The following is a 21,139-nucleotide window of genomic DNA, read 5'->3' as shown; positions in this document are numbered from 1 at the left end:
TAAAAAACGAATCTTAATTTTATAATTTTATTAATATATTTAAATTTTTAAACGGTTCTATCTTTTTTATTTTTGAAAAAAAATGAAGATTTATGGACTTGCAAAAATTTAAATTGAAGCATGTATTATTTATCACCACTTTTCTTTTAGGATTTACTCTAAATGCCCAAGAAGAAAAAATACTAAACATTGGAGATATAGTTAAAATTAAGGCACCTCAAAACAGAAATTACCAAGGTTTAAATGTACCCAAGCGCCATTTTTTAGTAAAACAAGGAGAGCGTCCTAATTATAAAAAAATTAATGGGGTTTCAGCAAAAGTAGTAGCCAGTATTAAAAAAAATGGACAGCAAATAGTTACACTTGAGCGAGTAGATAACAAAAAATTTTTTATCCATAGGCGACTGTTAACTGCCAATTTTCGAAAAGCTTTGCAATTTAATGAATTGGAAGTAATTGAGTAATTATTTTCGTATAATAGCTTAAATATTTACAAAAATAGGGCTATACAATTATAGCCCTATTTTTAAATATACATACCTTATTTTTTAAAGGTTTTGCTTTAAACATGTATATTTATAGAACCAAACATATAGTTTTCATGACAATAAGCCTAAAAGAATTACTAGAAAAAACTTCTTCATATCATTACGAAATCTATTTAGCCAGTATATCTATAGATTGCGTTATCTTCAGTTTTGATACTAACTCACTAAAAGTACTCTTAGTTAGATTAAAAGGTTCTAAAGAGTGGGCTTTACCAGGTGGATATTTAAAAAAAGAAGAAGATTTGAATGAAGGTGCTGAACGAGTATTAAAAGAACGAACTAGTGTAAGTAATGTTTACCTGCATCAGTTTGAAACTTTTGGTGAAAAGAACAGATCGCAACACTTTTTTGAAGGATATCCAGATGATTTATGGCAAAAACAACGCTATATTTCCATTAGCTATTATGCTTTAACTAACTATGCTAAAGTAATTCCTAAAATTGATGATATTTCCGATGCTTGTAAATGGATATCTATAGATGAACTCCCAGCACTTATGATGGACCATTCTAAAATTTTGGAGAAAGCACTTAAAGCACTTCGGCGAGGCTTAAACTATCGCCCTATTGGGCTTAAGCTATTGCCAGAAAAATTTACCATGCCAGAGCTTCAAAAATTATATGAAATTATACTTGATAAGAAATTAAACCGTGGAAATTTTTATCGAAAAATGATTAAATATGGTATTCTAACAAAACTAAAAGAAACTAGAAAAGGAGGTGCACATAAAGCTCCCAATTTATACACTTTTGATAAAGAAGCCTATACTGATGCTTTAGAAAATGGTTTTAAAGAAGCTTGGTAAAATTTATTTGGTAATATTCGATAATTTTTCATAATTTTTATATCTAGAAGTTAGTTTAATTAAGCCTATTTTTAAAATGAAAAAAAGTAATATAACATGTATTATTGATGATGATCCAATTTTTGTTTTTACCGCAAAAAAAATAATGGAACTGGCAGACTTTTCTGATAGTTTTTTAGTGTTTAAAAATGGAAAAGAAGCAATAAATCATTTTACGGCATTACTAACTACAGAAAATACATTACCAGATGTAATTCTATTAGATATAAATATGCCCGTGATGAATGGCTGGGAATTTTTAGATGAATTTACAAAGATTGAAAGTCTAAAATCAGTTGTAATTTACGTTGTAAGTTCTTCTATAGACCCAGAAGATAAAGAAAGAGCAAAATCCTATGAAGAAGTAAGTAATTATGTAGTAAAACCTATTACTATTGATAGTTTAAAAACAATAATAGAAAATCATAAATAAAATTATTTTTCTATTAAAGTATATAAAATAAAAAAACCTCCTTTAAAAGGAGGTTTTTAAGTATTAAATATCAGGACTTCTTATTTTCCTTCCATTTTATCTTTAAGAGCTTGTAAATCTGCATTTACGTCACCAATAGTAGTTTTCTCATTACTATTAGCAGCTTTTTTAGCAGCTTGTTTTACTATTTTTTGCTCTTCTTCACGGTGAATAGCAGCATGAGAAGCTACCACTCGTTTAAATTCTTTGTTGAATTCAATGATTTGGAATTCTGCAGTTTCACCTTTCTTAAGTTTACTTCCGTCTTCTTTTTCAAGGTGTCTTGATGGAACAAATGCAGTAATATCATCATTAAAATCGATAGTCGCTCCTTTGTCTACGATTTCAGAAATTGCAGCAGTATGTTTAGTACCTACAGCAAATTCAGTTTCGTATTGATCCCAAGGGTTAGATTCGATTTGTTTGTGTCCTAAACTTAGTTTACGACCTTCAACATCTAATTCTAATACAACAACTTCTAATTTATCTCCAACATTACAGAATTCTGATGGATGTTTGATTTTCTTAGTCCAAGAAAGATCCGAGATATAGATAAGTCCGTCAATTCCTTCTTCTAACTCTACGAATACACCAAAGTTAGTAAAGTTACGAACTACACCAGTATGCTTAGATCCTACAGGATATTTAGAAGTAATATCTGTCCATGGGTCTGGAGTTAATTGCTTAATTCCAAGAGACATTTTACGATCGTCACGATCTAAAGTTAAAATTTGTGCTTCAACTTCATCTCCTACGCTTACAAAATCTTGAGCTGAACGTAAGTGTGTACTCCAAGACATTTCAGAAACGTGAATTAATCCTTCAACACCTTCTGCAACTTCGATAAATGCACCGTAATCTGCGATTACAACTACTTTACCTTTTACTTTATCACCAACTTTAAGATTTTCATCTAAAGCTTCCCAAGGATGTTTCTGTAATTGTTTAAGACCTAATTGGATTCTAGTCTTAGCCTCATCAAAGTCTAAGATTACAACGTTCAATTTCTGATCTAATTCAACAATCTCGTTTGGATGGTTAATTCGAGACCAGCTAAGATCGGTAATATGGATAAGTCCATCTACACCTCCAAGGTCAACAAACACACCGTAAGAAGTAATATTCTTAACAGTACCTTCTAATACTTGACCTTTTTCTAACTGACCAATAATTTCTTTTTTCTGCTCTTCGATATCTGCTTCGATAAGCGCTTTGTGTGATACCACAACGTTTTTGAATTCATGGTTAATTTTAACCACTTTGAATTCCATTGTTTTACCTACGTAAGCATCGTAATCTCTAATAGGCTTCACATCGATTTGAGAACCTGGTAAGAAAGCTTCAATACCAAATACATCTACGATCATACCACCTTTAGTACGACATTTAATGAAACCATTAACGATAAGACTTTCGTCGTGTGCTTTATTCACACGATCCCATGCCATAATAACTCGAGCCTTACGGTGAGAAAGTACTAACTGACCAGTAGCATCTTCTCTAACGTCGATTAATACTTCAACTTCATCACCAACTTTAAGATCTGGATTGTAACGGAACTCGTTAAGAGAAATTACACCTTCACTTTTTGCGTTGATGTCGATAATTGCATCACGGTCAGTAATATTGATTACTTTTCCTTTTACAACTTCATCATCAAGCGTGTCTACGAAGTTTTCTTCAACTAATTTTTCAAATTCTTCTAGCTTTTCATCATCGATAGGATCAATTCCTTCTTCGTAGTTGTGCCAGTTAAATTCTTTAAGGAATTTCTCAGGATTAGCCTGTTGCTCAGTTACCTCTGGTTGAGAAGCTGTAGCCATTCCTGCTACTTCCTTAACTTCTTGTTCTTTTTTTTCTTCAGCCATATTGGATGCTGATTAATATTTGTATTCTGTGTTCTCCGGAAAATTTAACGCAAAACAAAACACAGAAGCTGTTTACATTTTGATTTTCAAGCCTTTTTGATTTTCCGATTTTCTGCCAAAAAGGTGTGCAAAAATACAATTATTTTTGATATTTTCAAACTCCTTTATTTCAAATTTTTAGGCTAGCGATTTTTTGAATACTAAATGAAAAATCAGAATTAAAATAGTATAAAATACACCTAAGCTTGCTACCCCTTGCCAATGGAATATTTGCCAGGCATAAGCTCCGGTTGTGGTACCAATAGCCCCACCTATAAAATAGCCGACCATATAAATGGTATTAATTCGGTTACGAGCGTCCGGATTTTTAGAAAAAATAATATTTTGATTACTAATATGTAATGACTGAAGTGCCATATCTACCAAAATAACTCCGATCACTAAACCGATTATTGAGTGTCCTGAAAACTCAAAAACACACCAAGCAACTAACATTACTAGAGTAGCTATAGTAATCAGTTTATTTTTATTCATTTTATCGCTTAGTTTTCCCACATAACTAGCTGCCAAAGCACCTCCAATACCTAGAACTCCAAAAGTTCCGGCTACTCCACTTCCGTAATTAAAATTATCTTCCATTAAAAATACGAGTGTAGTCCAGAAAGCACTAAAACCGGCAAAACCCAAACCGCCACGAACTGCTGCCAAGCGTACAGAAGGTTCTGATTTAAAATATCCCCATAACGATTGCATTAATGCTTTATAACTTCCTTTAAAATCAGGCTGTAATTCGGGTAATTTCAATTTTAATAATACCCAGAAAATAAGCATAATTCCTGCTGCGATAAAATACATGCTCCGCCAACCAAAATATTCGCCTATAAAACCACTTATAAAACGGCTTCCTAATATCCCTATTAGCAGACCACTCATTACAACACCAATCGCACGTCCTCGTTTTTCAGGTTTAGCTAATTGTGCAGCCATAGGTACAAACACCTGTGGTACCACACAGCTAAAACCTACAAAGAAACCAGAAATAATGAGTACTAATAAATTTGGAGCTAACGCCATAATTAGTAAACTGGCAATAATGAATACAAAATCGATCATCACCATTTTTTTTCGCGGATATTTATCGCCTAGTGGAATAATAAATAATAAGCCAAAAGCATAGCCTAATTGTGTTAGTAACGGAAGATTACTTACTGCCGATTCAGAAACGCCAAAATCCGTAGCTATTAAATTTAAAAGTGGCTGATTGTAATAATTATTAGCAACTACAAGACCTGCTCCTGCAGACATTAAATATAAAACAGACTTACTTATACCTTCTCCTGAGTTTTTTACCATAAATTATTTTACAGCAGTTTTTTCAGATATTAAAGCCATTATTTTATCGAATTGGTCTTCTCTAGTTAAGTTTGTATTATCTATTTCTATAGCATCATCTGCTTTTACTAATGGTGAAGTTTCTCGGGTAGAATCTAAATGGTCTCTATCTTCTACATTTTTTAGTACTTCTTCATAAGTAACTTCGTTGCCTTTTTCTTTTAATTCAGTATACCTTCTTTCTGCTCTTTTTTCAGCAGAAGCAGTCATAAATAATTTTAGTTCAGCATTCGGAAAAACAACTGTTCCAATATCACGCCCATCCATAACTACTTCCCCATTCTCTCCCATTTTTTGCTGCTGTGCCACTAACATTTCTCTCACTTTAGGAATAGCGGCTACTTTACTAACATTATTAGACACATCCATTAAACGGATTTCTTTCTCTACATTTTCATTATTTAGGTGAATAACTCCATATCCCAAATCTTCATCGAATTTGAAATTTACATTAATAAATGGAAGGTGGCGTAGTAAAGCTTCTTCAGATAATCTATCGTCTGTTACCATTACTTTGCGCATTGCATATAAGGTTACTGCCCGATACATTGCTCCGGTATCTACATAAATATATCCTAATTGCTTAGCTATTTGCTTAGCAACAGTACTCTTACCAGTAGATGAATATCCGTCTATAGCTATCGTAATTTTTTTGCTCATAAAGTTGAAGTTTTCACAAAAATAAAGATTAGATATGGTCAAAATACAAAAAGCCCCGAATTTCTTCGAGGCTTTTCTTAGGATTAAGAATCTTTATAATTCTTTATGATTTTTAACTTTTTCATCGGTTATCGCAATATCGATTACCTCACTCATATCAGAAACATAATGAAATGTAAGACCTTTTAAATACTCTTCTTTAATTTCATTTATATCGCGTTCATTTTCTTTACAAAGTATCAATTCTTTAATTCTAGCTCGTTTAGCTGCTAAAATCTTTTCTTTAATTCCACCTACAGGAAGTACTTTTCCTCTTAGAGTAATCTCTCCTGTCATAGCAATATTCTTCTTCACTTTTTTCTGAGTGAATAAAGAAACTAAAGACGTAAGCATTGTAATACCAGCACTTGGTCCATCTTTTGGTGTTGCCCCTTCCGGTACGTGAATATGAACATTATATTTTTCGAAAATTCCAGAATCAACTCCTAAACTATCAGCATTGGCTTTCATATACTCCATCGCGATAGTAGCCGACTCTTTCATTACTTTACCTAGGTTTCCGGTAATGTTTAAATTACCTTTTCCTTTTGATAAAATAGATTCTATAAATAGAATATCTCCACCTACTTGCGTCCAAGCTAAACCAGTTACTACTCCGGCTATTTCATTATTCTCATATTTATCTCTCTCTAAACGTGGGCTTCCGAGAATTTCGATGATATCATCGTTAGAAACTTTCTTATTATACTCTTCTTCCAAAGCAATACTTTTGGCTCCGTAACGAACTACTTTAGCAATTTGTTTTTCTAAAGCCCGAACACCAGATTCTCTAGTATAGCCTTCAACAATTTTCTCTAACTGAGATTTGCCAATTTTTAAATCACCTTTAGTTAAACCATGCTCTTTTAATTGCTTAGGAAGTAAATGGCGTTTTGCTATTTCTACTTTTTCCTCTATAGTATAACCATTAACATTAATCACCTCCATACGATCACGTAAAGCAGGCTGAATAGTGTTTAGATTATTACAAGTTGCAATAAACATTACTTTAGAAAGATCGAAACCTAACTCTAAAAAGTTATCATGAAATTCGCTATTTTGCTCAGGATCCAACACTTCTAATAATGCAGAAGAAGGATCTCCGGCATTACCCATGCTTAATTTATCAATCTCATCTAAAACAAATACCGGATTACTGGTTCCTGCTTTTTTTAAACTTTGAATGATTCTACCCGGCATAGCCCCGATATAGGTTTTACGGTGTCCACGAATTTCTGCTTCATCACGCAATCCTCCTAACGATATCCGAACATATTCTCTACCTAAAGCTTCTGCTACTGATTTTCCTAAACTTGTTTTACCAACTCCCGGAGGTCCGTATAAACAAAGTATTGGAGACTTCATGTCATTCCGAAGTTTTAAAACAGCAAGATATTCTATAATTCGTCGTTTTACATCGTCTAAACCATAGTGATCGCGATCTAGAACTTTTTTGGCACGTTTTAAATCAAATTTGTCTTTACTGAATTCATTCCATGGTAAATCAAGAAATAAGTCTAAGTAATTACGCTGAATAGAATATTCGGCTACTTGCGGATTCATCCGCTGCATTTTAGACAACTCTTTTTCAAAATGGTTCTGAACATCTTCTCCCCATTTTTTATCTTTAGCCCGCAATCTTAGTTCATCAATCTCATCTTCATGAGAAACGCCTCCTAACTCTTCCTGAATAGTTTTCATTTGCTGATGCAGAAAATACTCACGCTGTTGTTGGCTCATATCGCGCTGTACTTTAGACTGAATGTCGTTTTTTAAAGCCATTTTTTGGCTTTCCACATTCATATACTTTAACGTATCTAAAGCACGCTCTTTTAAATCGTTATTTGCCAATAAAGTTTGCTTCTCTGAAACTGAGAGGTTCATGTTGGAAGACACAAAATTGACTAAAAATGAAGAACTCTCTATATTTTTAATAGCAAAAGAAGCTTCTGAAGGAATGTTAGGGCTTCCTTTAATAATTTGTAAGGCTAATTCTTTAATACCTTCAACTATTGCGGCAAATTCTTCATTATCTCTTTGAGGTTTTTCTTCAGAAATCCCTTCAATTCTGGCACGTAAATACGGCTCTTCTTGAGTTATTTCTGAAATTTCAAAACGCTTTTTCCCTTGAATAATTACCGTGGTATTACCATCAGGCATTTTCAATACTCTAAGAATACGAGCTACAACTCCTATTTTGTTGATATCATTTGGACCCGGATTTTCTACTGTCTCATCTTTTTGAGCAACTACACCAATTATTTTATCTCCGCTATTCGCTTCATTAATCAATTTAATAGAGGCATCTCTACCGGCTGTAATTGGAATTACAACTCCTGGGAATAATACCGTATTACGCAAAGGCAAAATTGGTAAACTATCCGGCAATTCTTCTTTATTTATTTCTTCTTCATCCTCAGGCGTCATTAACGGTATCAACTCCGCATCTTCATTTAAACTTTCTAATGACAAACTGTCAATATCCGTGAATTTTGTTTTGGCCATAGTATTTTTTAAAAGTCAAACTGTCATTACAGTTTGTGATTTTCTATTTGTTTTGGAACACAAAAGCCTATAAACCTTATTTTATAGGCTTTTAAAATTGTCTCCGAATAAAGCATTCAATTCCTATGCCAGCCTAATTTTCAATAAAAAATTATCAAACTGTAACATTTTAAAACTCTAGCTATCTTTATAACAGTAATAAGATATTTTTTTGCAACCAACCATCAACAACATAAACGATCTTATAGAAGGCTGTCGTAAAGGAAACCAGCGTGCTCAGCGCGAAATTTATAACCGGTATTATAAAGCAATGTATAATACTGCAGTTAGAATTGTTAACCATAGTGCTGAGGCGGAAGATATTATGCAGGAATCTTTTTTACGAGCTTTCGAAAAAATAGATCAATACAAAGCTGAAGCTACTTTTGGAGCTTGGTTAAAGCGAATTGTCGTTAATAATAGTATTAACGCACAACAAAAAAGAACCAAGCACGAAGAAGTTAGTTATAAAGATTATTTAAAAAATGAGGTAAGCGAAAATGAAGGAATTACTAGCGAGAATACTCAAAACAAAAAAGTGAAATTAGTTTTGAAAACCTTACAAGAATTAAAGGAAAGCTACCGAATTTGCCTCACATTACATTTAATTGAAGGGTATGATTATGAAGAAATAGGAGAAATTTTAAATATGTCCTATGCTAATTGCAGAACAACAATTTCAAGGGCTAAAGAAAGTTTACGAAAAAAAATGATGAATGATGAAAAATGATAAATTCTTTGAAGATTTAAAAGAATTGAATTTTGATATTGCCGAGCCAAACTCCAATCACCAAAAACGATTCTTAGATAAACTAAATAAAAAAAATACAGCTGTTAAAAAAAGAAAAATAAGGACCTTATGGGTTTCCTTAAGCGGAGTGGCTGCAGCTTTACTAATTACATTTTCAGCTTTTAGTGGTGTATTTAATTCAGGTTCTTTAGCTAAAGAAACAGATCTGGCTACAGTTTCTCCTGAAATGAGACAAACACAAGATTTTTATAGTACTGTTATAGAACAAGAATTAAAATCTTTAAAAAAAGAACGCTCTGAAGCTACCAGTGCAATTATTGATGATGCATTAGAACAACTACAAAAATTAGAAACAGAATACCAAAAACTAAAAAAAGACCTTTCTGAAAGCGGAAAAGATAAACGCGTTATTTATGCTATGATTAGCAATTTTCAAAAAAGAATAGATCTGCTAAATCATGTATTGGAACAAATTCAAACGATTAAACAGCTTAAAAAAGAAAACAATGAAACTAATATTATATAAATTCTTATTGCTTGGTATTTTAATACCAACACTAAGTTTCGGCAATACAAATTTGAATAATCGCCACACTAGAGAGAAAAAAATAACTAAAGAATTTAATGTAGATAACTTTGGCTATTTAGATATCGATAATAGTTACGGAAATGTCGATATCTCTACATGGGACGAAAACCGAATTGTAATTCAAGTACTTATAAAAGTAAGTGGAAATAATCTGGACAATGTGCTAGATAAACTCGATAATATTGAAATAAATTTCAACCAAGATGGAAATCGGGTAACAGCACATACCAATTTTGAAAAACAAAACAAAGGTTGGTGGAACTCTTTATTTAGTAGTTCTAGTAATGCTAATAGAGAAGTAAATTACATTATAAAAATGCCAGTAAAACATAATCTTGTTATCGATAACGATTATGGAGCTATTTATATCGACAGAATTGAAGGAAGTACAGATATATCCTGCGATTATGGAAAAATTGATATTGGCGAATTACGAGGGAAAAAAAATATACTTAATTTCGATTATACGCGAAACTCCCATTTTGGTTATATTGAAAATGCTGAAATTGATGCTGATTATTCTGAATTTTCAATAGAGGAAGCTAAAACCCTTTCTATTAAAGCAGATTATTCTAACTCTGAAGTACTTAAAGTAGTTAATCTAAATTTCTCATGTGATTACGGAAGTTTTTACGTAGAAAAAGTTAAAAATCTGGAAGCAAATGGCGACTATTTAACCACAAAAATAGGACGAGTTTTCACTACACTAAATTTAAGCCAAGATTACGGTTCCATTAGAATCGATAAACTAATTAAAGGCACCACACGTGTAAAAATAGATAGCGATTATGCCGGAATTCGATTAGGTTACGACTCCGAAATGGATTTTAAATTCAACATAAAAACTTCTTACGGAAATATATCAGGAACAGAAGACTTAACTTCACTTAAAAACCATCAAGAAAATACCAGTAAGGAAATATCAGGCTATTACGGAAAAAAAGAGAGTTCTAATTTAATTAACATTTCTACAAGCTATGGAAATGTAAGTTTCAGAAAAACTCCATAACTTTATATAGAAAAACCATCTTTATTTATATAATTTCAATAAAAAATCAATCAAAATTATGAAAAAATTACTTCTAACAACAGTCATTATCTGTTTAGCCATTACCACAGTAAATGCCCAATGGTGGAGCAGTGAAGAAAAAATTAAAGGAAACGGAGAGGTTGTAACCAAAAGCCGAAAAACATCCGATTACGACAAAGTTTCGCTAACTGGTTTTATGGATGTTATTCTGATAAAAGGAAAAGAGGGAAATCTCGAAATTGAAGCCGAAAGCAACTTACAAAAATATATTATTACTGAAGTTAAAGGAGGACAATTAAAAATTAAAGTTCAAAAAGGAGTTAATTTAATACCTTCTCGGAATAATTCTGTTAAAATAAAAGTTCCTTTTGAAGATCTAGAAGAAGTATCTATTACCGGAAGTGGCGATATTTGGAATGAGGATAAAATTACAGCAAATAACTTTGAATTATCGATTACCGGAAGCGGTGATATTGTTTTAGATATTGAAGCTGATAAAATTAAAGGGAATGTTACCGGAAGTGGTGATGTTGTTCTAAAAGGAATGGCTAGTTATTTAGACTGTAAAGTAACTGGATCCGGAGATTTTGATGCTTTTAAACTTAAAACAAATACTGTAGATGCACAAGTATCGGGCTCTGGAGATATTAATGTTTTTGCTGAAGAAGAATTGAATGCGAAAGTTTTAGGTTCCGGAGACGTTACCTATAAAGGAAATCCAACTAAAGAAAATTTTAAAACATTTGGTTCTGGAGATATTTCTAAATATTAAATAAAACCTATTAACTATAAAAAAATCCCTTCAAAATGAAGGGATTTTTTTTATTCTCTATTTTCGATTTAAAATTAATTTTCTTTAGAAGCTGGAATTTTATTTTTTGGCACTCTTAAAAGTAAAAGTATTCCACCAATAAAAAACAAAATTAGAAATAGAATAGCATTTCGAATACTTCCGGTGATTTGCGCCACAGCACCATACATAAACATGCCAATTACAATTCCAATTTTTTCAGAAACATCGTAAAAACTAAAATAGCTAGCGGTATCGATAGTATTTTCTGGAAGCATTTTAGAATAGGTAGAACGAGATAACGATTGGATACCTCCCATTACCAAACCAACACTTGCCGCTGCAACGTAAAATTGAATAGGAGTGTTTAAAAAATAAGCATACACACAAATAAGTACCCAAATACAATTAATTAATATAAGCGTTTTAATATTCCCTATTTTACCAACTAATTTGGATGTCAACGTAGCTCCTAAAATAGCGACTAACTGAATTAATAATACACTTACAATTAGACCAGTGGTAGGATCTTGGTTTCCCCATTCTAATTCTTCTATTCCAAAATAAGTCGCAATAATCATAATAGTTTGTACGGCCATACTATACACAAAAAAAGCTATAAGGTATCTTTTAAGCTGAAGATCGTGTTGTAATGCTCTCCATATTTTATGCAATTCTTTAAAACCATCAAATAATACATTCTTGGTTAATTTTGCTTTTTTAGTTCCTTTTGGTAAATAATAATACGTGTATTGGCTAAAACCAATCCACCATATACCTGTTAATACAAATGATAAACGAGTTGGAACATCTTTACTTTCGAATCCGAAATAATCGAATTTCATAATCATAAATAAGCATAAAACCAATAAAATTACACTACCAAAATAACCTAACGAATAGCCTTTTGCGCTTATTTTATCTTGCTGATTGGGATAAGCAATATCAGGCAGATAGCTGTTGTAAAATACGATACTTGCCCAAAAACCAATTAGAGCTAAAAAATAACATAGTAGTCCTAACCACAAATATTCCATAGTAAACCAATAAAGACCAATACAGGAAGCACCTCCCAGATAACAGAAAAATTTCAGAAAATTTTTCTTATTACCAACATAATCAGCAATACCACTTAAAAACGGACTTAAAACTGAAACCGCTAAAAAAGCCAAAGCTGTTACGTACGAAATTAAGGTATCGTTATTAATACCTTCTATCCCGAGAAAACTTACCGTATCATTTATAATAACCCCATCTTTATCTTTAACAATCGTTAGTGCAGCATAAAAAATAGGAAATATAGCAGATGATATTACTAAACTATACACGGAGTTAGCCCAATCGTAAAAAGCCCAGGCATTTAGTAATTTTTTATTACCCTTTGGAAGTTGTTTCATGCTCTAAAATTAGAAAAGCTACGAAAAAACGTAGCTTTAATTCAATTTTATTTTAAAATAATAACTATTTAAAATTAGTTACTCCGTATTTTCGTGCTTCTGCTTTTGCTTGTGGAGCCCATGCTTCAAGATTATTAATACGTGTTTCGTTAGAAGGGTGCGTACTCATAAACTCCGGGGTAGAACCTCCACCACTACGCTGTTGCATTCTTCGCCACAAATCGGCTGCTTCATCCGGATTGTAACCCGCAATTGCTATTAACGTCAACCCAATTCTGTCGGCTTCAGCTTCTTGAGATCTGCTAAATGGCAGCATAACTCCAACCTGAGATCCAATACCATATGCCTGTGCAAAAATTTGCTGGGTTTGTTCGCTTTTTCCGCTCAAAGCCACACTACCTGCCACAGCACCTAGTTGCTGAATTTGGGCTCTACTCATTCGTTGTGCCCCATGATCGGCCAATGCGTGAGCTACCTCATGACCCATAACAACAGCCAAACCTGTTTCGTCTTGAGTAATAGGCAAAATTCCGGTATAAACCACGGTTTTGCCACCAGGCATTGCAAAAGCATTAACTTGGTCGTCTTTCACTAAATTATATTCAAATTTAAAATCATTTAAAAATCCTTGATAACCGTTTGCATTCAAATATCGCTCAGCAGCCGTTTTAATTTTTTGTCCTACGCGTTTTACCATTTTCGATTCAGCGGTATTATGTACAACGTTACTACTATCTAAAAATGCTTCGTATTGTTGAAAAGAAGATGGAAATAATTGATCGTTACTTACAAAATTCAGTTCTTTTTTTCCGGTAAAAGGGTTTACTTTGCAAGCTATTATGGTTAAAATTACTCCACAAGTAATGAATATTGATTTTTTAAATTTCATAGTTATTTGGTTTAGTGGTGTTAAAATTACAAAAGCCATACATCCAATCATGGACTTTAAGTTCTATTTAACAGTGTTTCTCAAAAAAAATTCAACAAAATTATCAAAAATAAATGGCTAAAACGGTAAAAAATAAAAAACCTATTCAACAAATTTTATTGCCTTGGTATATTTTATACGGAGGTAAGGTACTAAATTATATTTCGCCTCGCTTGGCTACTAAATTTGCTGGAAAACTTTATTTAACCCCATTTAAAGGGAAAATGCCAAAACGAGAATTATATATGGACAAACATTCTGAACAAGAATGGTTGATTTTACCTAACAGTGGCAAAAAAATTAGAGTTTACAAATTTGGTAATCCTGAAAACCCTAAAGTACTTTTAGTACATGGTTGGAGCGGTCGTGGTACACAACTCTCTAAAATAGCCGAAACGCTAGTTGATAAAGGATTTTCAATAATCAGTTTTGATGCGCCCGGACATGGTAAAACACCTGGAAAAACTAGCATGATGCCTTATTTTGTAGAATCTATACAGGCTCTTTATAAGAAATTTGGTGTTTTTAATACCATAATTGGTCATTCTCTGGGCGGAATGTCTACACTTAAAGCGGTTAAGGAAGGTGTTAAAACTAAAAAAATTGTAATAATAGGGGCGGCCGATAAAATAAGCGATCTAACAATTGAGTTTGTATCAAACTTAAATATGGATGAAAAAGTAGCCCACCTATTAAAAGCCGAATTTGACGAAAAATTTGGTACAGATGTTAATAATTTCTCTTCTTCAGTTTCAGCAAAAAAGGTAGATTGTCCTTGCCTTATTATTCATGATAAAGATGATGTAGATGTACCGGTTAGCTGTGCTTTCAATATTCAGAAAGAACTAAAAAACAGTGAAATTTTTATTACTAAACACTTAGGGCATCGTAAAATATTGGGCGATAAAAAAGTGATTAACAAAATCGCAACATTTATGACGGCATAATCTTTGTAACTTTCTTTTATAAAAAAGCTATGAAGAATGTATTAATATTAATTATTGCCATTTGTTGCCTTAGTTGCAAAGGGAATGCTCAAAAAAATGATGATCAGAAAAAGTTTGAGGTTTCTAAAACTGATGCGGAATGGAAAAAAGAATTATCGGACGCACAATTTAAAGTGTTACGAAAAGCAGGCACAGAACGCGCTTTTACTAGCGAATTATTAGCCATAAAAGAACCGGGAACTTTTGTTTGCGCTGCCTGCGGCAATGAAATTTACAGAACCAAAAACAAATTTAAAAGTGGTTCTGGATGGCCTAGTTTTGATCGTGCTATTGAAGGTGGTGTAGCTTACGGCTCAGGGTATCAAAGTAACGAAATTCATTGCGCACGTTGCGGAAGTCATCTTGGTCACATGTTTAACGATGGCCCTGCTAAAACAACCGGAAAAAGACATTGCATTAATGGCATAGCAATGGATTTTATTCCAAAAGAAAAATAAACCTATGAAAAAGTATCCTATAGAAAAATCGGAAGCTGAATGGAAAGAACAGCTTTCAGACGAGCAATATCGAGTTTTACGAAAAAAAGGTACAGAAGCACCCCATACCGGAAAATACAATCTAAATTTTGAGGATGGAGAATATCGCTGCGCCGCTTGCAACGAAAAATTATTCGAAAGTGATAGTAAATTTGAAAGTGGTTGTGGCTGGCCAAGTTTTGATAAAGCCATTGAAGGAAAAATTGAGTATGTACAAGATCGAACTTTTGGTATGATTAGAACCGAAATTTTGTGTGCTAACTGTGGCAGCCATTTAGGGCATGTTTTTGACGATGGCCCGACTGAAACCGGACAACGCTACTGCGTAAACTCAGCCAGTATAGATTTTAAAAACCAATAACAATACATAAACTTAAATAACATGAAAAAGATATTCACTTTACTATTTGTAACAACGTTTTTACTAACAGCTTGTGATGGCGATACTGGTCCACAAGGACCTCCTGGAGAGGATGGTTATGATAATCTAGGCTTCACTTTTGAACGCACATTTAATTTTGATTATTTTTCTGACGGAAATGGTTTTTACTCACATATTATACAAATCCCAGAAGAAGCAAATACAATTAACCCAGATGCAGATGCGGTTCTTGTTTATCGACTAGAAAGAAATGAAAATTCTGAAGGTAATATTATTGATACGTGGAGTTTAATTCCTAAAAGCTTATTTACAGATCAAGGAAATACTGTTCAATATAGCTATAACCACACGCCTCTTGATGTTGAAATCATAATTGATGGTAATTTTGACCTAAATACTCTAGATTCAGGTTTTATTAATGACCAAACTTTCAGAGTGATTATTATACCATCCGACTTTTTAGCAAGTAGCAATATAGATGTAACTAATTATGAAGCTGTTTCTAAAGCGTTTAATATTACTGATAGTACAATTCAAAATATCAAATTTCAACAATAATTATTGCTGAAGTTAATAGAAATTAAAGGCTTTATCGCAAAACGATAAAGCCTTTTCTAATTCAAAAAAACAACAATTTTATTTTTGAGAATCCTATAACTTCAAAACTTTTTGGTTAGCCTAATATTCCGTAAATTTGCAGCAATTATTTTTTGTTAAAAAATTCCAACTATGAGTAAATACGATATCATTGTTTTAGGGAGTGGTCCAGGCGGATATGTAACCGCAATTCGAGCTTCTCAATTAGGTTTTAAAACCGCTATAGTCGAAAAAGAAAACCTAGGAGGAGTTTGTTTAAACTGGGGATGTATTCCAACAAAAGCATTGTTGAAAAGTGCAGAGGTGTTTAATTATTTACAACACGCTGAAGATTACGGATTGTCTCTAGAAAATGCAGATAAAGATTTTAATGCGGTAATCAAAAGAAGCCGTAGCGTTGCGAATGGCATGAGTAAAGGAGTACAGTTCTTAATGAAAAAGAACAAAATTGAAGTTATCGAAGGCTACGGTAAACTAAAAGCTGGTAAAAAAGTTGAAGTTACCGACGCTAACGATAAAAAAACAGAATATAGTGCCGACAATATCATTGTTGCTACAGGAGCTCGATCTAGAGTATTGCCTAACTTAAAGCAAGATGGTAAAAAAGTTATCGGATATCGTGAAGCCATGTCTTTGGAAAAACAACCAAAGAAAATGATCGTGGTAGGAAGTGGTGCTATTGGTGTTGAGTTTGCTCATTTTTATAACACAATGGGAACTGAAGTTACTATTGTAGAGTTTTTACCAAACCTTGTTCCTTTAGAAGATGAAGATGTATCTAAACAATTTGAACGTAGCGTTAAAAAAGCCGGAATTAAAGTAATGACGAACTCTTCTGTAGAGAGCGTAGATACTTCTGGTGAAGGCGTTAAAGCTAAAGTAAAAACTAAAAAAGGAGAAAAAACTCTAGAAGCAGACATCGTTCTTTCAGCTGTTGGAATTAAAACAAACATTGAAAATATTGGTCTTGAAGAATTAGGTATCAAAACCGATAGAGATAAAATTGTTGTTGACGATTTCTACAAAACCAACAAAGAGGGCATTTATGCTATTGGAGATGTAGTTCACGGTCCGGCATTAGCTCACGTTGCTTCTGCAGAAGGTATTCTTTGTGTAGAAAAAATTAAAGGAATGAATGTACAACCGTTAGATTATGGTAATATACCAGGTTGTACGTATGCATCTCCTGAAATTGCTTCTGTTGGATTTACTGAAAAACAAGCAAAAGAAGCGGGTTATGAAATTAAAGTAGGTAAATTCCCATTCTCTGCTTCTGGTAAAGCAAAAGCTGCTGGAAAATCTGATGGTTTTGTAAAAGTAATTTTCGATGCAAAATACGGTGAATGGTTAGGTTGCCATATGATTGGAGCTGGTGTTACCGATATGATTGCTGAAGCTGTACTAGGTAGAAAATTAGAAACTACAGGACACGAAGTGCTAAAAACAGTTCACCCTCACCCAACTATGAGTGAAGCTGTTATGGAAGCTGTTGCTGCTGCTTACGATGAAGTAATTCATATTTAAGAAATAAAAAAATTAAAATTATATTTCTTTGAAATAAAAAAACCTGAAGTAATTACTTCAGGTTTTTTTATAAAAATTACTTTTTTATGCTTCTTATAAAGAAGGATCTAACTTAGCATCAAACTCCATGTTTAATTTTACCTCTAAATTATTAGCATCATCAGTACTTTCAAATTTTACTACTAATTTTAAAGATTCTGATTTTGCGTATTCATCTACATAATCTTCAGTAGTTTCTAGTTCTATACTTGTTTGGCCTTCCGGTACTTCGTCTAAATGAGCAATTTCTTTGTACTCTAAATCATCAGTCCGAACACCTAGGGTAACAGAATTAACAAAATCGAAATTTTCCTGTTCATCTGCACTTACTAACTCGATAGAAAGATCATCTAATTCGATATCTTCAACCTGATCGATTGTTTCATCAGTTCCGGTTTTATCTTCTAATGCATCTCGTAAATTTACATCTGTTTCAATAGGAATCTCTAATGGATTAATCGGCAAATAATCGATACTGGCATTCGCACTAACTGGGATATCATCTATAGTCCGAATTCGATCTACCACATCATCTACATTATCATCATCACTACAGGCGGTGAATAGTATTCCTAATAATAATACAGGTAAAAATAATAACTTCTTGTTCATATTAAATGATTTTTTTGGTTTATGCAAATGAAAAAAATCACCACCAAGACAGTTATTATAATAAGGTTAAAAACACTTAATATTATGATAACATTTACCGATAATTGTTAATAACAAGAATTATAAAAAACTCTGAATCGCTAAATCGTAACTTTTAAGTCCAAATCCTAAAATAACACCTTTTACTACCGGCGATAAATACGATTTATGCCGAAAGGCTTCTCTGGAATGAGTATTGGAAATATGAACTTCTATTACCGGAATTTCTATCGCTTTAATAGCATCGGCAATAGCAACTGAAGTATGTGTATAGGCAGCTGCGTTTAAAATTACGCCATCAAAATTAGTTCGTGCTTCGTGAAGTTTATCTATTAATGCTCCTTCAATATTACTTTGATAATAGGAAAGTGCTACAGTATCGAATTTTTGTTGTAAATCATCAAAATATTCTTGAAAGGTTTGGCTTCCATAAATTTCAGGCTCTCGAGTTCCTAATAAATTTAAGTTGGGGCCATTAATAATAAGTAAGTTCATAATTTATAGTTCAAAATATCGAATATCGCTCCGTAAAGGTACTAATTTTGAATATAAAAAAAGCGGAAGATTTTTCTTCCGCTTTTTTTATATTCAATTAAAATTAGGTAATTAAAACATATAACCTACTGAAAGTTGGAAGACACTATTGGGACTATCAGCATCATTAAAACTATACTCATCTTCAAATACATTGGTAAGACCTCTATTATAACGCGCTTGGAAAAATAAACCTGAATCTAATTTATAAGAAGCACCAAAAGCTGCTGAAAAATCAAAAGTGTTTGTATAGTCATCATTATCTACACTAACATTATCTTGTTTAACTTCAGAATTAACTTTAAATCCAAATTGGGGCCCAACTTCTAAGCTAAACCCATCTGCTACTAAAAATTTAGCTAGCACAGGAACATTTATATAATCAATTTGCAATTCCACGCCATCAAAATCGGCACCTTGGCCTGAATACATGATCTCTGGCTGAATAGCAAAAAAATCATTTAAACCAATTTCTGCTAAACCACCAATATGCACACTAGTTACCCCATCTGCTTCACTAGCATCACCAGCCATTGTTGCAAAATTTAAGCCTCCTTTAACCCCAAAATCAACGTTTTGAGCTGATACACTTACTCCTACAATCATCAGTAGGGCAATTACATAATTCTTAAACATGTTTATAATTTTAAATTTTGACAAATTTAAGTTTTTTGTCAAATATTTTATACCTAAACGTAAAAAAAGCAGAAGAAAAATCTTCCGCTTTTAATTATTTTTATTAGTATTTTAAAATTTATAGCCTATCCCAAAATTCAAAGAATTTAGTCTAGATTTCGCATCAAAATTATACGATTCATAAGAATACGGATCATAATAATAAACTCCATCTGAAGTTCTGTTGGTAACTTCTAAAGCATATCGACCAAAAACAAAAAAGTGCTCAGTAATATCATACCCTAATCCAAAAGTAAAATCAAGTCCAAAATTATCATATAATCCATATGAATTTTCCAAAACAATTGTCATTTGTGGACCTACCTGTAAATTGAAATCTGATTCCGAAATATAATATTTCAACAATATAGGAATTTGAAGATAGTTAGTATCTTCATTATTCATATAATTTACATCACCTTCTAATTCAAATCCATTTGATAATTCGTAAAATGAATTTAATCCCAGAAAAAAACCAGATCCATCAGTAGATGCCGAAATGTTATCTACTTTAGATTTAAAATTTAAATTATTATAGCCAGCATTAAGTCCAAAGCTAAATTGCGCAGACATACTTATTCCTAAAAACAGCATGATCGCTAAAAGAAATACTTGTTTTTTCATTATTTTGATTGATTAAATTAAAATACAAAAGTAATTTTTTATATTATTTTTAATAAAAATTTTATTCTTAAACGTAAAAAAAGCGAAAGAAAAATCTTCCGCTTTTTTTATTTTATGGTTAGCTAGTCTAATTGGTTTATAATAGGTTTTAGAACATAAAACCTACACCAAATTGCCATACTGAGTTGTGGATATCTCTATCTTCAAAAGTATCAGTAAAACCATAGTTATAACGTCCTTGTATGAAAAGTCCGTTATTAAATTTATATTCTAAACCTGCAGCTCCACCAAATTCAAAATCTTTAGCTTCTGCAACACCATCAGTAATGTCGATATCTCCGCCATCATCAGTAGGCTTGTAATCGATCTCTTCATTCACTTTAAAGTTGAAAGATGGTCCTGCTTGTACACTTAATCCATCTACTAAATAAATTTTGGCTAGAACAGGTACATTAATATAATCTAACTGAAATTCAACATTTTCGTCAGTATCAACAAAATTATCCTGATCGATTTCAGCAATATCATATCCTTGTCCAGAATACATTACCTCGGGTTGTAAAGAGAATTTATCGGCTAGCGGAATTTCTGCTAATAAACCTACGTTAAAGCTAGTTCTTGAATTATCAGAAGAAAAATCGTCTCCAGTAAAATCAGCGATATTTACACCACCTTTTACACCAAAATTCCATGCTTCTTGCGCATTCATACTTAGGGCGCCACCTAATACTAAAACAAATAATAAAATTGACTTTTTCATAATAATCTTTCTTTTTT

The 21,139-nt window shown here is 32.5% G+C and carries 23 protein-coding genes; 12 read left to right on the top strand and 11 right to left on the bottom strand.

What is annotated here, in order from left to right; genetic code table 11:
• The first annotated feature begins 92 nt into the window (after window positions 1–92).
• The 3 genes from ACN0WI_RS08275 to ACN0WI_RS08265 all read left to right on the top strand — a co-directional run bounded on the left by ACN0WI_RS08275 (window position 93) and on the right by ACN0WI_RS08265 (window position 1,826).
• Window positions 93–464, top strand: coding sequence for a hypothetical protein (locus tag ACN0WI_RS08275; protein WP_417886212.1), 372 nt, complete (start codon window positions 93–95; stop codon window positions 462–464).
• Between the two features lie 137 nt (window positions 465–601).
• Window positions 602–1,354 (top strand): NUDIX hydrolase, encoded by a 753-nt coding sequence (locus tag ACN0WI_RS08270; protein WP_417886211.1) that lies wholly within the window; start codon window positions 602–604, stop codon window positions 1,352–1,354.
• A gap of 76 nt (window positions 1,355–1,430) precedes the next feature.
• The gene (locus tag ACN0WI_RS08265) at window positions 1,431–1,826 is read left to right on the top strand and encodes a response regulator (RefSeq protein WP_417886210.1); all 396 of its coding nucleotides are present in this window, start codon (window positions 1,431–1,433) and stop codon (window positions 1,824–1,826) included.
• An 80-nt stretch (window positions 1,827–1,906) separates the two neighbouring features.
• Here ACN0WI_RS08265 and rpsA read toward each other — a convergent pair whose 3' ends face one another.
• The 4 genes from rpsA to lon form a co-directional block, all read right to left on the bottom strand.
• Entirely contained in the window at window positions 1,907–3,733 is a 1,827-nt protein-coding gene (rpsA, locus tag ACN0WI_RS08260; protein ID WP_417886208.1) for a 30S ribosomal protein S1, read from the bottom strand.
• 177 nt (window positions 3,734–3,910) lie between these two features.
• The gene (locus tag ACN0WI_RS08255) at window positions 3,911–5,086 is read right to left on the bottom strand and encodes an MFS transporter (protein WP_417886207.1); all 1,176 of its coding nucleotides are present in this window, start codon (window positions 5,084–5,086) and stop codon (window positions 3,911–3,913) included.
• Between the two features lie 3 nt (window positions 5,087–5,089).
• Complete coding sequence (cmk, locus tag ACN0WI_RS08250; protein ID WP_417886206.1) at window positions 5,090–5,785, bottom strand: (d)CMP kinase; 696 nt, start codon at window positions 5,783–5,785, stop codon at window positions 5,090–5,092.
• Window positions 5,786–5,878: 93 nt separating this feature from the next.
• Window positions 5,879–8,329, bottom strand: coding sequence for an endopeptidase La (lon, locus tag ACN0WI_RS08245; RefSeq protein WP_417886205.1), 2,451 nt, complete (start codon window positions 8,327–8,329; stop codon window positions 5,879–5,881).
• A gap of 211 nt (window positions 8,330–8,540) precedes the next feature.
• Between lon and ACN0WI_RS08240 the strand changes: the two genes are divergently transcribed.
• From ACN0WI_RS08240 to ACN0WI_RS08225, 4 genes are read left to right on the top strand one after another with little or no spacing between them, the layout of a single operon-like run.
• Window positions 8,541–9,098: an RNA polymerase sigma factor gene (locus ACN0WI_RS08240; RefSeq protein WP_417886204.1), complete on the top strand. Its 558-nt coding sequence runs from the start codon at window positions 8,541–8,543 to the stop codon at window positions 9,096–9,098.
• Entirely contained in the window at window positions 9,085–9,645 is a 561-nt protein-coding gene (locus ACN0WI_RS08235; protein ID WP_417886203.1) for a DUF4179 domain-containing protein, read from the top strand. Before ACN0WI_RS08240 ends, ACN0WI_RS08235 begins: the two co-directional genes overlap by 14 nt.
• Window positions 9,626–10,717, top strand: coding sequence for a hypothetical protein (locus tag ACN0WI_RS08230; protein WP_417886202.1), 1,092 nt, complete (start codon window positions 9,626–9,628; stop codon window positions 10,715–10,717). The genes ACN0WI_RS08235 and ACN0WI_RS08230 overlap by 20 nt, the downstream gene beginning before the upstream one ends.
• Before the next feature lie 58 nt (window positions 10,718–10,775).
• Window positions 10,776–11,510, top strand: coding sequence for a head GIN domain-containing protein (locus tag ACN0WI_RS08225; RefSeq protein ID WP_417886201.1), 735 nt, complete (start codon window positions 10,776–10,778; stop codon window positions 11,508–11,510).
• A gap of 74 nt (window positions 11,511–11,584) precedes the next feature.
• On the opposite strand, the gene ACN0WI_RS08220 is transcribed toward ACN0WI_RS08225, so the two are convergent.
• Window positions 11,585–12,925 (bottom strand): MFS transporter, encoded by a 1,341-nt coding sequence (locus ACN0WI_RS08220; RefSeq protein WP_417886200.1) that lies wholly within the window; start codon window positions 12,923–12,925, stop codon window positions 11,585–11,587.
• Between the two features lie 64 nt (window positions 12,926–12,989).
• Window positions 12,990–13,814 (bottom strand): M48 family metallopeptidase, encoded by an 825-nt coding sequence (locus tag ACN0WI_RS08215; protein WP_417886199.1) that lies wholly within the window; start codon window positions 13,812–13,814, stop codon window positions 12,990–12,992.
• Between the two features lie 113 nt (window positions 13,815–13,927).
• Here ACN0WI_RS08215 and ACN0WI_RS08210 point away from each other — a divergent pair, with 113 nt between their 5' ends.
• From ACN0WI_RS08210 to lpdA, 5 genes are all read left to right on the top strand, one after another.
• Window positions 13,928–14,800: an alpha/beta fold hydrolase gene (locus ACN0WI_RS08210; protein WP_417886198.1), complete on the top strand. Its 873-nt coding sequence runs from the start codon at window positions 13,928–13,930 to the stop codon at window positions 14,798–14,800.
• Between the two features lie 29 nt (window positions 14,801–14,829).
• Window positions 14,830–15,297, top strand: coding sequence for a peptide-methionine (R)-S-oxide reductase MsrB (msrB, locus tag ACN0WI_RS08205; RefSeq protein WP_417886197.1), 468 nt, complete (start codon window positions 14,830–14,832; stop codon window positions 15,295–15,297).
• A gap of 4 nt (window positions 15,298–15,301) precedes the next feature.
• Entirely contained in the window at window positions 15,302–15,697 is a 396-nt protein-coding gene (msrB, locus tag ACN0WI_RS08200; RefSeq protein WP_417886196.1) for a peptide-methionine (R)-S-oxide reductase MsrB, read from the top strand.
• A gap of 21 nt (window positions 15,698–15,718) precedes the next feature.
• Entirely contained in the window at window positions 15,719–16,276 is a 558-nt protein-coding gene (locus ACN0WI_RS08195) for a hypothetical protein (RefSeq protein WP_417886195.1), read from the top strand.
• A gap of 171 nt (window positions 16,277–16,447) precedes the next feature.
• Window positions 16,448–17,839: a dihydrolipoyl dehydrogenase gene (lpdA, locus tag ACN0WI_RS08190; RefSeq protein WP_417886194.1), complete on the top strand. Its 1,392-nt coding sequence runs from the start codon at window positions 16,448–16,450 to the stop codon at window positions 17,837–17,839.
• Window positions 17,840–17,932: 93 nt separating this feature from the next.
• On the opposite strand, the gene ACN0WI_RS08185 is transcribed toward lpdA, so the two are convergent.
• The 5 genes from ACN0WI_RS08185 to ACN0WI_RS08165 form a co-directional block, all read right to left on the bottom strand.
• Window positions 17,933–18,490: a hypothetical protein gene (locus ACN0WI_RS08185; RefSeq protein ID WP_417886193.1), complete on the bottom strand. Its 558-nt coding sequence runs from the start codon at window positions 18,488–18,490 to the stop codon at window positions 17,933–17,935.
• Between the two features lie 120 nt (window positions 18,491–18,610).
• The gene (gene aroQ / locus ACN0WI_RS08180; protein ID WP_417886192.1) at window positions 18,611–19,024 is read right to left on the bottom strand and encodes a type II 3-dehydroquinate dehydratase; all 414 of its coding nucleotides are present in this window, start codon (window positions 19,022–19,024) and stop codon (window positions 18,611–18,613) included.
• Window positions 19,025–19,135: 111 nt separating this feature from the next.
• Entirely contained in the window at window positions 19,136–19,699 is a 564-nt protein-coding gene (locus ACN0WI_RS08175) for a porin family protein (protein ID WP_417886191.1), read from the bottom strand.
• 111 nt (window positions 19,700–19,810) lie between these two features.
• On the bottom strand, window positions 19,811–20,362 hold the full coding sequence (locus ACN0WI_RS08170) for an outer membrane beta-barrel protein (protein WP_417886190.1): 552 nt from the start codon (window positions 20,360–20,362) through the stop codon (window positions 19,811–19,813).
• 148 nt (window positions 20,363–20,510) lie between these two features.
• Window positions 20,511–21,122 (bottom strand): porin family protein, encoded by a 612-nt coding sequence (locus ACN0WI_RS08165; RefSeq protein WP_417886189.1) that lies wholly within the window; start codon window positions 21,120–21,122, stop codon window positions 20,511–20,513.
• Window positions 21,123–21,139: the final 17 nt, after the last annotated feature.

Origin of the sequence: Zunongwangia sp. (assembly GCF_048269745.1) — a bacterium.
Classification (GTDB): domain Bacteria; phylum Bacteroidota; class Bacteroidia; order Flavobacteriales; family Flavobacteriaceae; genus Zunongwangia.
This window is presented reverse-complemented; position numbering and strand designations above follow the sequence as displayed.

What these genes read in the sequence shown, in the direction of transcription:
- ACN0WI_RS08220 (WP_417886200.1), bottom strand. Translation starts at nt 12,925, where the DNA reads ATGAAACAACTTCCAAAGGGTAATAAAAAATTACTAAATGCCTGGGCT.
- rpsA (WP_417886208.1), bottom strand. Translation starts at nt 3,733, where the DNA reads ATGGCTGAAGAAAAAAAAGAACAAGAAGTTAAGGAAGTAGCAGGAATG.
- msrB (WP_417886196.1), top strand. Translation starts at nt 15,302, where the DNA reads ATGAAAAAGTATCCTATAGAAAAATCGGAAGCTGAATGGAAAGAACAG.
- cmk (WP_417886206.1), bottom strand. Translation starts at nt 5,785, where the DNA reads ATGAGCAAAAAAATTACGATAGCTATAGACGGATATTCATCTACTGGT.
- ACN0WI_RS08170 (WP_417886190.1), bottom strand. Translation starts at nt 20,362, where the DNA reads ATGAAAAAACAAGTATTTCTTTTAGCGATCATGCTGTTTTTAGGAATA.
- ACN0WI_RS08215 (WP_417886199.1), bottom strand. Translation starts at nt 13,814, where the DNA reads ATGAAATTTAAAAAATCAATATTCATTACTTGTGGAGTAATTTTAACC.
- ACN0WI_RS08225 (WP_417886201.1), top strand. Translation starts at nt 10,776, where the DNA reads ATGAAAAAATTACTTCTAACAACAGTCATTATCTGTTTAGCCATTACC.
- lon (WP_417886205.1), bottom strand. Translation starts at nt 8,329, where the DNA reads ATGGCCAAAACAAAATTCACGGATATTGACAGTTTGTCATTAGAAAGT.
- ACN0WI_RS08165 (WP_417886189.1), bottom strand. Translation starts at nt 21,122, where the DNA reads ATGAAAAAGTCAATTTTATTATTTGTTTTAGTATTAGGTGGCGCCCTA.
- ACN0WI_RS08235 (WP_417886203.1), top strand. Translation starts at nt 9,085, where the DNA reads ATGATGAAAAATGATAAATTCTTTGAAGATTTAAAAGAATTGAATTTT.
- aroQ (WP_417886192.1), bottom strand. Translation starts at nt 19,024, where the DNA reads ATGAACTTACTTATTATTAATGGCCCCAACTTAAATTTATTAGGAACT.
- lpdA (WP_417886194.1), top strand. Translation starts at nt 16,448, where the DNA reads ATGAGTAAATACGATATCATTGTTTTAGGGAGTGGTCCAGGCGGATAT.
- ACN0WI_RS08175 (WP_417886191.1), bottom strand. Translation starts at nt 19,699, where the DNA reads ATGTTTAAGAATTATGTAATTGCCCTACTGATGATTGTAGGAGTAAGT.
- ACN0WI_RS08210 (WP_417886198.1), top strand. Translation starts at nt 13,928, where the DNA reads ATGGCTAAAACGGTAAAAAATAAAAAACCTATTCAACAAATTTTATTG.
- ACN0WI_RS08255 (WP_417886207.1), bottom strand. Translation starts at nt 5,086, where the DNA reads ATGGTAAAAAACTCAGGAGAAGGTATAAGTAAGTCTGTTTTATATTTA.
- ACN0WI_RS08230 (WP_417886202.1), top strand. Translation starts at nt 9,626, where the DNA reads ATGAAACTAATATTATATAAATTCTTATTGCTTGGTATTTTAATACCA.
- ACN0WI_RS08185 (WP_417886193.1), bottom strand. Translation starts at nt 18,490, where the DNA reads ATGAACAAGAAGTTATTATTTTTACCTGTATTATTATTAGGAATACTA.
- ACN0WI_RS08270 (WP_417886211.1), top strand. Translation starts at nt 602, where the DNA reads ATGACAATAAGCCTAAAAGAATTACTAGAAAAAACTTCTTCATATCAT.
- ACN0WI_RS08195 (WP_417886195.1), top strand. Translation starts at nt 15,719, where the DNA reads ATGAAAAAGATATTCACTTTACTATTTGTAACAACGTTTTTACTAACA.
- ACN0WI_RS08265 (WP_417886210.1), top strand. Translation starts at nt 1,431, where the DNA reads ATGAAAAAAAGTAATATAACATGTATTATTGATGATGATCCAATTTTT.
- msrB (WP_417886197.1), top strand. Translation starts at nt 14,830, where the DNA reads ATGAAGAATGTATTAATATTAATTATTGCCATTTGTTGCCTTAGTTGC.
- ACN0WI_RS08275 (WP_417886212.1), top strand. Translation starts at nt 93, where the DNA reads ATGGACTTGCAAAAATTTAAATTGAAGCATGTATTATTTATCACCACT.